The following is a 14,460-nucleotide window of genomic DNA, read 5'->3' on the forward strand; positions in this document are numbered from 1 at the left end:
TGCTAAATCCCCATAGGCTGTACCGAGGTTATTTTGGATCATGGCATAGAGATGGGGCACAGTGGCTGCATCAATCTTGTCGAGGGCAGTTTGGTATAGACGAATGCTATGTTCCATCTGAGGAATCTTTTCCTCAGGGTCAGCCGTTGCCCGTGCCAAGATCCAATGCAGATTGGCTAGGTCATTGAGTATCTCTGCCCTAGCAGCCCCATATCCGGCCAGCAGCGAGGGTTGATTAGTGGTTTTTGCATCAGCCTGTTCTTGGCTAAGCCACTTCAATGCCTGCTCATAGACTCGAATAGCCATTTTCAGAGTCTGAGGAGACTGATCGCCCTGCTCGATGCGATCGCGATAGATGTTCCCCAAGCTGCGGTAGGCGGCTGCTAGGTCAGCAGGAGGAGCTTTGCGCTTATGCAGTTGCTCTAAGTATCGTAGGGTTTGAAACGGTTGTCTATCCGCAGTCACTTGCTGCAACTGCGGAACATGGGTAGCTTGGGTTGATGAATCGTGAGGGGACTGCTGAGTAATCGGTTCAGCATCTTCATGAGCAATAGGCTGAGTATCTTGAGTATTTGTAGTGGAAGAATTTGCAGGTTCACTGTTTGACTGATCAGCTATCTGTTTGTCAGCCACCTCCGCCAGTGGCTTCTCTAGTACTGCTGTGTCGGTTCTAGTTTCAGTCAGCCGTATGCCCTTGTCATTGTTTGCGCTGTGGCTTACGCTGTAGGCTTCACTATTGGTTCCATGTTGGGCATAGTGCACTCTGATAGGGTTGCCATTGGTGGGTTTGAAGCTGGCCTTAGCCACGACAGGCACCATGTTTTGAGACGAGAATTCGCGATGGACTTGTGAATGTGTGGTTGCACTGGTACTGGTGTCATCAATACTATGCTCACCGTCAACATTAGCCCTGCGGCTGGTGCCATTCTGCGGGCTAGGGCTGTGATTGCTGTTGGTGCTCTTCATTGGAGTTGCTGAAGCAGCAGCGTCAGTATTGCTGGGACGTGATGGCTCGATCGCAGATTGGCTAGAACTAGTACCAGGGGGTTTGGCTTCAGGTCGTGAAGGCTTTTCACTGTTATCGTTTGGGGTGTTGCTACTCTCAGCCACGGCTAGCTCTAGCTGGTGCAGTTGTGAGTCTGGAACAGACTGCAAATTGCTAGAGTTTGAGGTAGGGTTACCCTGGTCAGATGCGTGCTCTAGCTGTGCTAAATCTTCTGTCAGCAAGTCCCACAGCCGTTGATTGTGGGCAGCAATGGAAGTCACCGAGTTGGGGATGGTACTGGGACGATTGTAGCTGTGCTCGTGAGCCGGAGAGGCGATCGGTGGCTGAGAGCCATGATTGTCATCCGTAGGGGTGGGTTCACCGGCAAACTCAAAGCTGCCTGTATGCCAATGCCAGAATTCTGGGGCTGATTGCTGAATTGAGTAAAACCATGGACGCGGCATCCACAGCACCATGGACGATTCCAGATGAGCAAGGCTGTGCTCAATGCCCTGAAGGTAGCTGAGGAATAATCGCTGAACCGCAGCAGCTTGTCGAGTTAGGCGCTCGATACCCAGAATCTGGAAGCCTGGTGCAGCTAATGTCTGGCCATCTACAACAGGCTGAGGATGCTGTGCCAACCATTGAGCAATCTGCGCCATGGGGTTTGGGTCGTTTAAGTTCAGATTGAGGCTTACCAGTCGGGGATAGTTACGCAGGGTAGGCACTAGATCTGTATCGGCGATCGCTAGTTCTGGTGCTCGAGTTAGGTAGGCCAACTCGGTGTGTAACTGAGATGCCAACTGATCACGCAAGGCAAGGTCGTCACATACTGCGATAAAGATCTGCCGACGCAGACCCAGGCTAAGTGCTAGCTTAAGTCGTTGATAGGTGTGCCAGTTCCAACTTAAGGAGGTTTGAGAAGACGAGTAGTTCATGGTTGCACCGTGGACAGATTTGGCGATCGCCAAACTCTATGTGGCTGATAGCTCACTATTCCACTTGTGCTCTTACCAGTCAGGACACTTCAAGTACACAGATGGGAGTTATGAGAGTCGCCAGTCTGAGGTTATTGAAACATCGTCTCATCTTTATTTCATATCTCGCTCCTAGCGTCTATGGCCAAGCGGGTGCGAAGAAACTCAATGAGTATCTGCACCGCTGCCGATAAATGGCGTTGCACGGGGTAAATCAGCAGAATTAATAATTCAGGTGGATGATAGTCAGGCAACGTGATCTGAAGTAGCCCTTGCTGGAGTGCTGGCTCGATAATGAACCGGGGCAAGAGGGTAATTCCTAGGCTACGGATGGCTGCATCACGCAACACTTCACCATTGTTGGAGCAGAGTCTGCCTTGAACGGTGACAGTATGGTCGCCATCTGGCCCAGTAAGTACCCAACGATCGTCAGCAGCAAGCTGGCCGTAGTGCAGACATGAGTGGTGACGTAGCTCTAGGGGATGGGTTGGCTCTCCGTGAGTTGCCAAATAGGTAGGCGATGCACAGAGCACCCGTGGAGCAGGAACTAGGGGTTGCACAATCAGGCTGGCGCTAGAAGGTGGCTGGGCAATACGGACGGTAATATCAAAGCCTTCGTCGATCGGGTCAACGATGCGATCGTTGAGTGTAAGCTGCACTTGGATATCGGGATATTGCACCAAAAAGTCTGCCAAGGTTGGCGATAGATACATTGTCCCAAAGGACATGGGGGCGTTTATCCGCAATCTTCCCCGTGGTTGTTTGTGCAGTTGGGTGACGGCTCGCTCTGCCTCTTCCAGACTAGTCAAGATGTCTATGCATCGATCGTAAAAAGCTAAACCAGTCTCCGTTGGGGTCACAACTCTAGTGCTGCGATGCAGTAACTGCACGCCCAAATCATGCTCTAGGGCAAGAATTAGCTTACTCACAGCCGATCGTGACAGGCCCATGTGTCGAGCGGCAGCGGCGAACCCGCCATGTTTGACCACTTGACTAAAGGCTAGCAGGCGATCGAACTTGTCCATGCCACCACGAGTTGAGTGTACAGATTGCCCTTGGTCACTATAGCTTGCTGGTCAACTGGTATTGCCAATAACGCAGCGTGGGATGATCAGGTGTGACATTCTGCCACATTTTTACCCAAGCAGTTGCCCCGTCTAATTCTCCCTTGGCGTGTAGGATGGTGATCTGAGCATCACACAGGGCAGAATACTCAGCGACATGAAACTTGCTGTAGGAAAACAATGGCTGAAGGAGTTCATTGGCTCGGTCAAATTCCCCAGCATGGGCATAGAATTTTGCTAGGGCTGTGCGTCCTAAAACATAGTCAGGAAAACGCTCGTGAATCTCGTGGATCAGTGCCTCAGCTTCTTCTGTGCGGTCTTGGATGGTGTATGCCACCGCTAAATTATTGTATAGGCTAGGGGCATCAGGTTCTAGGTCTAGGGCTTCCTTTAACAGTTTTTCAGCCTCGACCCCCTTCTGTTGGCGCAGCAAGGTCAACGATCGCTCCAACAACTTTTGGGCTTTTGGTGAGAGTTGATTTTGAGGTTCATTGGTAATTTCAAAGCTCATTAGATAGATGTCTCGCCATTCACCTTGGAGCCACATACGCACCCGCCCTGGCGGAATTAAGCCTGCCTCTTGAGCAACGATCGCCGCTGAGTGACGACTCTCATCGCTGCCCCACTGACTAAAGGCAAACTCTCGCAGCAGGGCTAATAGCTCTGGCGATCGTGACGCTTTTGCTAGGTAAATCACTGCTTCCCGGCTAAGCTTGTCTCCTCGTTCTAGCAGGGTGGGTGCCATCCGCTGAAATTCCGGGTGGTCTTGCAAAAATGCTTGCGCTATGGCAACTGTTTCTTCTTGCGTGCGATCGTCATTGGCAGTAATCTTGGCAGCTAAGTTTTCCCAGATGCAGCTAAGCAGCCATTCCATTAAACGAAATGCGTAGGGAGCATGGCGTTGGCCGATGGGTTTGCTTAGGTCATCTAAATTTTCTTGGGCAATTTCTAAGTAGGGAGTCAGTTTCACAGCCTGTTGCCAGTAGCGCCTAGCATCGTCATGGTGTCCCAATCGCAGGGCGGCTGCCCCAGCAAAATGGCTGAGCAAACCATTTTGAAATCCTGATTTGGCGGCTATTTCTGCTACGTTCAACACATCTTGGTCAAGACCGAGATAGCTAAGAGCCTCGGCCTGCTTGATGAAGTTCACTGCACGGCTAGTATCTACTGCCTTGAGTCGATCAACATAGGTCATGGCTTCATCTGTGCGGCCAGCAAAGTGCAAATAGCGAATCAGGTTGGATAGGGCATGGGCATTGTGGGGGTCGATCGTCAACGTCCGTTCTGCGGTAGCGATCGCTGCTGAGACATCCCCCCGCAGGTATTGCATCATGCTCAGGTTGTTTAAAGCTGGCACAAAATCAGGCTTACGGGCTAGCAATTCATCTGCTACCCGCAGGGCTGCATCAATATTCCCTTGCTCCATCTTCACCTGCATTTGTTCGTGCAGAGCTGCCAACTCTTGTGCGTCTTCTCCCGACAGGCCAATCTCTTGCAGTAATTCTGTAGACTTTGCCTGCAATTCCTTCAACGTCCGCTGAATGTCCTCTGCTCGTCCCAAATCAGGCGAGGTTGCTAACAACCGGTGGCATGTCTGAATCGCTAGCATTGGCCGCACTGTTTGCAAATAGGCTGCTAACAATCCCATCAAGTGGTCAGGTGTGGGGTCTAGCTCTACCAGGTGTTCACAAGCACGCTCATACCCAGTTGCATCTTGCAGTTCGCGGCTAACATCGGCAAGTTCTTGCCATAGGTCAATGCGCTGTGGAGACTGTTTGACCAAATAGTCTAAAACCTGCTGAGCATCGCGAAACCGTCCTCTCGCTGCTAATGCTTTTGCATCTCGAATCGTGGGATGATTGGCTTGAGTGTGTGATGATGACCAGAATCCTCTTGCTGCCTGTTTAGACTTAGACAATTTCTTTGACTTGGGCATAGACGGCATCTCCTAACCCTCAAACCATAGACGGCACGGCAATAGACTCTATATTGTGAGACGCTCTATGCCCAGGGGCTGCTTTTTCTAGGTATTTTTAACAATTGGTGCTTAGGCATTAAGCAGCTTCATGCCTGAAATTGCTGCCTAATGTCTACTTTAAGCATCTTTGCTCCAGCCTAGAGCCGTGGCTATCTGATCACCCAAGGTACCGGGGTCAATTGGCTTGAGGACGATCGCCCTAGCGCCTCATTCAGCGTATTGCCGATGAGTTGCCAAATTAGCCGTAGCCGTCAGCATAATGACTGGAATCGGTTGCGTGGTAGCATCTGTTTTCAGGTGTGTGAGTGTTGCCAATCCGTCTACATCTGGCATCATTACATCTAGCAGAATGGCATCTGGTTGCTGAGACATTGCGATCGCAATGCCATCTTGACTACTGCCTGCCGTTAGCACATCCCATTGTTTAGTCAGTTCTAGACTAATTTTCGTAATTTCACGGATATCCGGCTCATCATCAATAATTAAAACTCGCTTCATAATTATCAGCTACGTAATGCAAAACAGCTACCCTAAACCATAGTATCGATAAGCTAGCCACAAATTTAACTAGTTTCAACTCAGTGTATCTCCAGACTTAAGTGAATTTCCAGATGTTCAGAGTGTTGGTGTGAGTAGTTGGAGCGCTGCTTGTAATGTATCAGCCTCACGGGCAGGTTTATCTTTGCGCCAGCGAAGAATGCGGGGAAAGCGGACAGAAATTCCTGATTTGTGGCGATTTGATTGGGTAATGCCCTCAAAACCAATCTCGAAGACTTGGATAGGTTCTACTGATCGCACAGGGCCAAACTTTTCGATCGTATGGCGACGAATCCAGCGATCCAACTCTTCAATCTCAGCATTATCCAATCCAGAGTAAGCTTTAGCGAAGGACACTAAATTATCCCCTTGCCATAGAGCAAACGTGTAGTCAGTAAAGAGGTTAGCACGCTTGCCGCTGCCCGCCTGTGCATAGATCAACACTGCATCGAGACTCATTGGCTCCACCTTATATTTCCACCAGTAGCCACGTTTACGCCCTGCTAGGTAGGGGCTATTAAGGGCTTTTAACACCAAGCCCTCGGCTCCATGTTCCCTGGCTTGGCTCCGGTGCGATCGGAGTTCTTCCCAAGAAGCACAAGGCACGATGGTCGAAAGGCTAAACAACGATGAATCAGTGGTTGCCAACGCCTGGGTTAGTAGGGTTCGCCGCTCTACTAGGGGAAACTCCCGAATGTCTTGGCAGTCATACTCCAAGAGGTCATAGGCAATAAAATGCACAGGGTGGGCTTGCATTACTGCTTGGGTAATACGCTTGCGTCCTAGGCGTTTTTGTAAATGGTTAAAGCTCAAGGGTCGATTATCTTGCCAGCAGAGGATTTCACCATCTAGCACCAAACCATCAGGCAGGGTTTGTAGGGCCGTAGCTAGTTCTGGAAACTGGTCTGTAATCAAGTCTTCTCCCCGCGACCAGATGAACACCTCACCAGCTCGGTGAATCAGTTGAGCGCGAATGCCATCCCATTTCCATTCCACTTGGTAGGTTGTGAGGTCTTCTTGGGCAAATTTGTCTTCTTCTAAGGGTGAAGCCAGAAAAAAGGGATAGGGTTGACTGGGCGATCGTACAGTTGCGTCTCGTTGGATGAGCGTTTGGTAGAACTCTACAGTGGGTGTAAAGTCGCCCATCAGCCGATGCGCCATCACGGCTTCAGAAATGCCAAACTCAGCAGCCAGTGCTCGAATGACTAATTTTTCTGACACGCCTACCCGAAAGGCTCCGGTCAGAACTTTGTTGAGCACAAAGATCTCAGTTCCTTGCAGGGCGGCCCACCAAGCGACAATCATATCGCGCTGCTCAGCATCCGATCGTGCTGTCTTCACCGTAGGAATAATCTCCTCCATCCACCGCCATAGGGGAATGTTGCCAGTTTCAGGGTTCACATAGGACGCAAGATTTGCCGTAGGTGGTGATACATCAGGCAATTTAATATCAGGTAGCAACAGGGCAATCACTTCAGCACTATCACCCGTGTGGGCATAGCAATCTTCAAACAGCCACTCAGGGATGTTGCTAATTTGCAGGAACGTATCTCGTAACATCTTGGAGGTGACCAATCGTTTCCGGGTTTTTCCCAGCAGCAGATACAGTGCCCAGACAGCACTAGCAGGCTCGGCTTCTCGAAAATAGTGGCGTAGAGCATTGACCTTAGCGTTAATGGAGGTAGTGCTGTCGATCGCCTGAAATAATTGTGTAAAGTGCTTCATAGCCCCTAAGTCCTCAGCTATCGCCCTCGCCCTCAAATAATGTCTGTAAAGGCATGGCATTTAACCCCTGCACTTCGGTCAAATATCGCGATAGCACGTCGGTCTGTCCGTGGGTCACATACACGGTACTGGCTCCTGTTGCTTGCACTGTAGTCACTAACCCTTGCCAATCGGCATGATCAGACAGCACAAAGCCTCGCTCGTAACCCCGACGGCGGCGAGCGCCCCGCACTGCCATCCACCCAGAGGCGAAGGCCGTCTGAGGCTGGGGGAACCGCTTCATCCAGCTAGAGCGATGGGCGGAGGGAGGGGCTAATATCAAATCGCCAGCAAATTTGTAGTCACGGGGCATGGCAGCAACGGGCTTGGTAGGTGCCATGGGAACTCCAACTTGGCGATAAATCTCCGTGAGCACGTGGATAGCTCCATGCAGGTAGATGGGTCGATCGCTCCATGGGCGCAACTCACTCAAAATCCGTTGTGCTTTACCAAAGGCATAGCAAAAGAGCAAGGAGGGATGCTCTGGTTCACTTTGCCACCAGTCATAAATCTGCCGACAGCTATCGGTGCCAGACTGCCAACGATAGATAGGCAAGCCAAAGGTAGCTTCGGTAATGAATGTGTCACAGGGCACTACTTCAAACGGATCGCAGGTAGGGTCAGGACAGCGTTTGTAATCTCCAGAGACTACCCAAACTTGGTCTCTTGCTTCTACTCGAATCTGAGCAGACCCTAACACATGTCCGGCTGGATGAAACGATACCCAGGTGCTCCCTAGTTTCAATTTTTCTCCGTAGGTGACACCCTGGAGGCTGATGGCGCTACCTAGGCGATCGGTAAGAATACCCGCAGAAATTGCTGTAGCAATGTAATGCCGACATCCTGGACGGGCGTGATCGGAGTGAGCATGGGTAATCAGGGCGTTGTCTACAGGTCGCCAGGGATCAATGAAGAAATCGCCTGCCTCGCAGTACAACCCTTCAGGACGAACGGTGATTAGGGTCATGGACGACATCCAGCAAAGGAAGAAACTGGGAATGGTATGTCAAGCACAGATTTTCCGTAATAATGGCTGCCGATAATTTGGCATCCAAGTCCATAGCTGAACAGTATCCTAATCATGGTTCAACGGAGAGGGGGGGATTCGAACCCCCGAAACCTTTCAGTTTGCTCGATTTCAAGTCGAGTGCAATCGACCACTCTGCCACCTCTCCGGGCGGTTTTCCATGTGCTAGTCTATTTTACTCCCCTGTGGTCAGATCTGTCAGGCACGACTTGAGACTGACTTGTATTGTGGGCACTAACTGGGGGTGTAACTGATGAGATTGTGCGATCGTGCCCTGGGCATCTACCCAGACTTGGTGAACTGTGTTGACTTGTCCTTGGTAGAGGGAAACTAAGGAAAAATTGTGGAGTGTTGTCCCTTCAACGGTGATAATCCGAGGAACGGAGGCTGCATTGAGATAGAAGGTATTGCGAGCATCACGGCACAGACTGATGCGCAGTTGCTCACTATGGCGTAGTCGGTGGTGCATATGCCCAAAAGCCACTAGGGGAATGTGTTTGCCCATGGCCACTAGATAACCTAGGGCTTGAGCAAGGTCAGGGTCACCGTAATCGCCACCCACGGGTTGCCAATCTCTGCCGCAGGGGTCGTGGGCACGATCGCCCAACCCCAGAGGGCCACAGTGGCCTAGAAATATTAGTGTGGTAGTGGATGCTTGATTGGCTGCTGCGATGATTTTGGCAGTGGAGTCTGCAAAGCTGGTTACGCCAAACCGATCGCGGTAGAAGCGTCGATTTTTCCAGGTGGAACCACCCCAGCTAAAGGGGCGAGCGCCGACTACGCTGATCCCCAGGGTGGGAAAATTACGACAGCCATAGCCCACGTGATCGTCGCCCAACAGGTCAAGTTGTTGCTGCACTCGGTCTTCTTGGTTATGATCGTAGGGGCACTGGCGTTTTCCCCAACTAGAGGCCGTGTACCAAGCGTCATGATTACCAAGAATTGCTGCTTTAGGCAATTCTAGGGCTGCAATCGCCCGCACCACGTCCACCGACTCATTCCCAAAATCCCCCACAAACAATACAAGGTCAACTCCCAATTGATACAGGGCGTTAGCATCATCTGTACTCCACTGGTCATGAACATCCCCTACCACTGCAAGAGTCAAGGGACGATCGCTGTTGGACAGATGTGCGTTAACCATGGTTATACGGTGGTCATGAGAGTTGCCAGACGCGAATCGTTTTGTCTTTACTGCCACTGGCAATGGTTTGGCCATCGGGACTAATACTCAGGGCATCGATAGCATCAGTGTGTTCTGTGATCGTGGAAATCAAGTTACCAGTCCGTAGATTCCAGAATCTAATAGTGCGATCGCTGCCACCACTGATAATAGTCTGTCCGCCAGGATTCACTAGCACGGCATTCACACTGTCGGTATGGCCAGTCAAGGTTTGTTGTAGCTCACCCGTCTGCAATTGCCAAATTTTTATGGTTTTATCTTTGCTACCACTAATAATCATGGCATTGTTGGGGGTAATTGCCACTGTGTTGACTGAGTTGAGATGCCCTGGCATTGTGCGTTGTAGCTCTACTGTGTTCATCGCGCCGAGGTAAACTTTGTTATCCATCCCCCCAATCGCAAAGTATTGTTGATTGGGCGCGATCGTCACGGCTCGGACGATCCCCACGGTGCTTTTTGTGCGCAATAACTCCCCTCTAGACACGCTCCATAGGCGAATGGTGCGATCGCTACCACCACTCAGCAATCGCCTGCCATCAGGACTCAAGGCTACCGCGTTCACGTCCCGCATATGCCCGGACAAGGTTGACATTAAAGTCCCCATTTGCAGATCCCAGATTCGTACCGTTGCATCATCACTACCACTCACCAACAGCTTGCCATCTGGACTAACAGCCAACGCATTGATTGGTTTAGTATGGCCTTGCAGCGTGCGCAATAGCTCGCCTGTAGTGTAGTCCCATACTCGAATCGTGTCATCCAAGCCTCCACTCACTAGGGTTTTGCCATCTTGACAGAGAGCTACCGCCGTCACCCATGATGAGTGACCAACTAAGGTCTGAATACAAGACCAGCCACGATTTTGGGACGAGGGAGTAGACTTTGAAGCCAAGGCAGGGCCGTTGCCAAATTTCGGTGAAGACACGGGTTTAGAGTTGCTGCTACTCACCGGCCTAGGGGTAGACATGCGGATTAGGCCTGCTTCTAGCGGGGGTAAGCGTCGTCCATCTTTAGGTAAGCTGGATGCAGCCACAGCCGCTGGGCCTGTTGCCATGGCTTCCAGATCGCGCATTACCTCTTCCGCCGATTGGTAGCGCTCACTGACCAGATCTTTCAACATCTTGTCTAGAATTTGCCCCATGCCATCACTGATGGTCGTCCCTTGCCTCTCCAAATGTTCTCGCCACAACCACCGACCCGATAGAGGGTCATAGAGAACATCTGGTCGTTGTTGTGTCATGAGATACAAGCAGGTGGCTCCTAGGCTGTATATGTCGCTAGCTGGATAGGCTTTACCACTACGCCATTGTTCGATCGGCGAATATCCCTCTGTACCAATCTTCGTGCCTGCTTGGCTATTACTAGTTTCATCCAGTTGCTTAGCCACCCCAAAGTCAATCAACACCAACTTGTCGTCTAGCTTCTTGCGAATAATGTTGCCTGGCGTAATGTCCCGATGAATAATTTGCCGATCGTGAATGAACTTCAAGACGGGTAAAATTCCTAGCAGCAAACTGCGAATCTTTTGCTCATCAAAGCAACCATGACGATGAACATCTTGGGCTAAATTAACGCCTTCGATGAACTGTTGCACTAGATACAGTCGTTGGTCATGCTCAAAATAAGCCAATAGAGTGGGAATCTGAGGGTGCTCACCTAGCTCAAACAATCGTTTAGCTTCCTGCTCAAACAGAGCTAGCGCCTTGTCTAGGGATTGCTTGCCCTTAAACTGTGGTGAAAACTGTTTAATCACACAGGGAGCCTGTAGGCGATCCTCATCCGTGGCCAAATAGGTGCGCCCAAAGCCACCCTGTCCTAAGGGCTTCACCACTTTATATCGTCCCCTGAGCAACGGAGTTAGAGTCGTGCCACAACTCTGACAAACCTCCGTGTTGTCCGGATTCACTGGCTGCTGACAATCTGGGTTCAGACAACAGGTCATTGCTTTGATTACGTTATAAGTGGTAGAAGCAGTATTACTTAATTTATCATTGTGCTACTGTTGGCTGAAAGTTAACCAATATTTCATTACGGGATTCGTTTCCCAAGTAGTCATCGTTGTCGTTAGCGTAGGTGGCGATCGCGGGTGGCACTTGAGCTACAGCCCCCCACTTTTGCACTAGCGTCTGTAACAACCGGTCTTGTTCTACCCGCAAGCCCTCAATATCGGTGCCTCGGTTGATGATAGCGAACCAAACTAGCCCCCGATCGCGGGTAGGAAACACTCCAGCTAGGGCGCTCACAGTGTTCAGTGTCCCGGTTTTTACCGCAGCATGGGTGGGAATTTGACGATCAATGAGCGTGCCATCTGTATCTTTGTCCGCAACGGGAAATAGGTCAGCCACTGTCATCAGTGACCCCGTGCGAGTGAAAATCGGCTCTTGTAAGCGCTTTTGCAATGCCATCAGCAACGCACAAGCTGCCCGCGGAGAAATTCGATTATCGACCCCTAGGCCAGATCCATTCTGCAATTGAATTTCAGTAGGCGGGAGACCAGTGGCTTGGGCTGCCCGCTGAGCAACAATCGTTGAGCCACCCACCGCCCTAGCAAGGGCCTCTGCCATCTCATTGTTACTGTAGATGTTCATCAGTTTAATCAAATAACGCAACGACAGCGATCGATGCCGCACAATCGGCACGGCTGAACGGGCATTAGGAGTTGAGGCAACACCGGGCTTAAGGGTGAGCGATCGGGCGACCCGCACCTTGCCTGTAATTTCTACCTGGGGACGCGGAGTTCCTGGTGGGAGTGTACTGTACTGATAAGCAACTTCTGGAGACCAGATACTACTGTTTAGCCCTTGTTTGAGTAATAACCCAGACTTCATCGGGTCTGACTCATAGTTCATAGTGAACGCACCGACAATCACCAAATCGCCATTGACTCGCCGGATACCCATGCGATTTAGGGTATTGCCAAGGGCGATCGCCTCCTCCCAGACAAATAGCGGATCACCCTGACCCTGCACCACTAAGTCGCCCTGAACTATGCCATTTTCAACGGAACCCGTTGTACCAATTAAGGTTTCAAATCGGTAATCTAAACCCAGTACCTCCACAGCCGCCAGTGATGTAGCAATTTTAGTCAACGAAGCGGCAGGCAGTGGCACTGAACCTTGGTGATTCATCAATAGCGAATTAGCAGTTTGAATCCAAATACCCTGACCAGCACTCGGTGAGCCTAACTTGGCTAGATCTTGCAGATATTGACGCACGATTACTTCTGTGTCTGGATCATTAACTATCGCTGCTGCTGATAACTCTGGGGTTTCTACCAGCACAGCCCAATTCGTTGGGCTAAACAAGCCTCCTGCCGCTGTCAATGTTGTCCATAACAAAACCAACCCTACCTCAAACATCGTCTCTTTCCCTTTGGGTCAACTGTCCAGATTCACAACCGCAATTATCCCGTACTTTCCTCACAAAGGAAGCAGAGGAGCAAAAACAATTGTCTCCGCTGCTAGCAAACCATTCAGAGGCAGCATCAGCTAGTACCAATTCTCCAAACGCCAACGACATAACCCTTGAGTTCGTATTAAGGACTTAGGTTATTACTACGGACTGATGAGTTATACAGTCAGCTTTTGAGGAATTGGTATTACACATCAGGGTCTCTACCGGGACGATCGAGGCAATCGGCCCATTCAAATCAGCCAATGTTAGATGCATCTGCCAAGGCTCCTGCTGGCGGCAACGATTTGGCTATTGCTTGCACAGAGACAATTATTACCGATCGCTGCTTTGAGCGAGTGCCAACTATCATCAATGTTACGCCCTTCTCACCTTGTGGAACTAGAAGGGGTACCAGAACTTTAGTGAGGAGATGAGGGCAAGCTATTTCAGAAGTCTCAGAACTGTTGTGACTATAGAGCTTGATTGATAGATTCAGTAAGAATAACTGCTAATAAGAAGTAGTTATTGGCGGGATTTGATATCTAGTTTTAGGCGGTATTGATATGTTCTTACAAGACCTGTATTAATTATCTTAAGCTCAATTTCAACTTTCAGTTGATTCTTGCTAATTCAATTGATAGGAAATTGATATAGATGGCTCCAGTGAAGGATCATGGATGGGCAGTTCAGTCTTTCAAGTGATTCCTTGACTCTAGGCTAACAAATGTGAACCTTTAGGGAGTTTTTGATGGAAATTCTACTCAGAAATCCCTGCTAGGTTCTTACCCTTAGGACTTTCCTAACTAGATAGATCACTGTTGTGGAATCATCTCCTGATTCTGCAATGTTGGCGTTGCCATCATCAAAGGCCATTCTCGTCATCAGCTCTGTTCATTAATAGAGGTCTGATGATAGAGGTGCTATTGCCTATTAATCATTGGAGTCTATCTATGGAATCTATTTAGGCAGTTTAGTCTATTTTCGGATGATTTATCTGGTGTGAATTTTATTGATTCTGATGGCATTGATTAAGCTGTCTAATTCCTAAGGGTTCGAGATTTTTCACCTAATTCATTCTGTAATTTCGTTTGGAGGATTTATGTCCCGTATTGTTCGATTTTCGTCTCGCCGTCAGTTTTTGCAGTTGGCTACAATGGCTGCGATCGCAACCCCCTTGATCAAAGGATGTGCAGGTAACCCACCTAGTGATACTGCCTCCCCTAGCCCAGCCGCGAGTCCAACGCCTAGCCCAGTAGTAGGTGAGGGAGACAAACCCGAAGTGACCAAGGTGACCCTGGGGTTCTTGCCGATCGTCGAATCAGCACCCCTGATTATCGCTAAAGAGAAGGGATTTTTTGCCAAATATGGCCTTACTGAGGCAGTGGTTGCCAAGCAAGCAAACTGGCCTTCTGCACGGGATAACGTCGTCATTGGCTCTGAGCGCGGTGGCATCGACGGCGGACAGTGGCAAATGCCCATGCCCTATCTAATCAGCGAGGGTATTATCACCGATGGTCAAAAGGTGCCCATGTACGTTCTTGCTCAGTTGAAT

10 protein-coding genes, 1 tRNA gene and 1 pseudogene are annotated in these 14,460 nt (G+C 50.0%); 2 read left to right on the forward strand and 10 right to left on the reverse strand.

The genetic code is table 11. The features are described from left to right. Positions 1–1,923 (reverse strand): hypothetical protein (locus NZ772_03490; protein ID MCS6812624.1); only part of this gene is annotated, 1,923 nt, incomplete at its 3' end. On the opposite strand from NZ772_03490, the gene NZ772_03495 reads away from it, so the two are divergent. Beyond that, the gene (locus tag NZ772_03495) at positions 1,922–2,098 is read left to right on the forward strand and encodes a hypothetical protein (protein ID MCS6812625.1); all 177 of its coding nucleotides are present in this window, start codon (positions 1,922–1,924) and stop codon (positions 2,096–2,098) included. The genes NZ772_03490 and NZ772_03495 overlap by 2 nt on opposite strands. Here NZ772_03495 and NZ772_03500 read toward each other — a convergent pair. The 9 genes and pseudogenes from NZ772_03500 to NZ772_03540 form a co-directional block, all read right to left on the reverse strand. Next, a complete protein-coding gene (locus NZ772_03500) occupies positions 2,082–2,987 on the reverse strand; it encodes a LysR family transcriptional regulator (GenBank protein MCS6812626.1) in 906 nt (301 codons plus the stop codon). The genes NZ772_03495 and NZ772_03500 overlap by 17 nt on opposite strands. A 37-nt stretch (positions 2,988–3,024) precedes the next feature. Further along, positions 3,025–4,962 carry a tetratricopeptide repeat protein gene (locus tag NZ772_03505; GenBank protein ID MCS6812627.1) on the reverse strand — a complete coding sequence of 646 codons (1,938 nt, stop codon included), beginning with the start codon at positions 4,960–4,962 and terminating at the stop codon, positions 3,025–3,027. Positions 4,963–5,121: 159 nt separating this feature from the next. After that, positions 5,122–5,502, reverse strand: a pseudogene (locus NZ772_03510) (response regulator). Positions 5,503–5,619: 117 nt separating this feature from the next. Then, on the reverse strand, positions 5,620–7,266 hold the full coding sequence (locus tag NZ772_03515) for an ATP-dependent DNA ligase (protein MCS6812628.1): 1,647 nt from the start codon (positions 7,264–7,266) through the stop codon (positions 5,620–5,622). A 13-nt stretch (positions 7,267–7,279) separates the two neighbouring features. Further along, positions 7,280–8,272 carry a ligase-associated DNA damage response exonuclease gene (locus NZ772_03520; protein ID MCS6812629.1) on the reverse strand — a complete coding sequence of 331 codons (993 nt, stop codon included), beginning with the start codon at positions 8,270–8,272 and terminating at the stop codon, positions 7,280–7,282. Positions 8,273–8,395: 123 nt separating this feature from the next. Beyond that, positions 8,396–8,480: transfer RNA gene (locus tag NZ772_03525), tRNA-Ser, on the reverse strand. A 27-nt stretch (positions 8,481–8,507) separates the two neighbouring features. Continuing rightward, on the reverse strand, positions 8,508–9,476 hold the full coding sequence (locus NZ772_03530; GenBank protein ID MCS6812630.1) for a TIGR04168 family protein: 969 nt from the start codon (positions 9,474–9,476) through the stop codon (positions 8,508–8,510). Between the two features lie 13 nt (positions 9,477–9,489). After that, positions 9,490–11,457, reverse strand: coding sequence for a serine/threonine protein kinase (locus NZ772_03535; protein MCS6812631.1), 1,968 nt, complete (start codon positions 11,455–11,457; stop codon positions 9,490–9,492). 46 nt (positions 11,458–11,503) lie between these two features. After that, positions 11,504–12,874 carry a D-alanyl-D-alanine carboxypeptidase gene (locus tag NZ772_03540; protein ID MCS6812632.1) on the reverse strand — a complete coding sequence of 457 codons (1,371 nt, stop codon included), beginning with the start codon at positions 12,872–12,874 and terminating at the stop codon, positions 11,504–11,506. A gap of 1,133 nt (positions 12,875–14,007) precedes the next feature. On the opposite strand from NZ772_03540, the gene NZ772_03545 reads away from it, so the two are divergent. Beyond that, positions 14,008–14,460 (forward strand): ABC transporter substrate-binding protein (locus NZ772_03545; protein ID MCS6812633.1); only part of this gene is annotated, 453 nt, incomplete at its 3' end.

Source organism: Cyanobacteriota bacterium, from assembly GCA_025054735.1.
In the GTDB taxonomy this organism is placed as follows: Bacteria; Cyanobacteriota; Cyanobacteriia; order SKYG9; family SKYG9; genus SKYG9.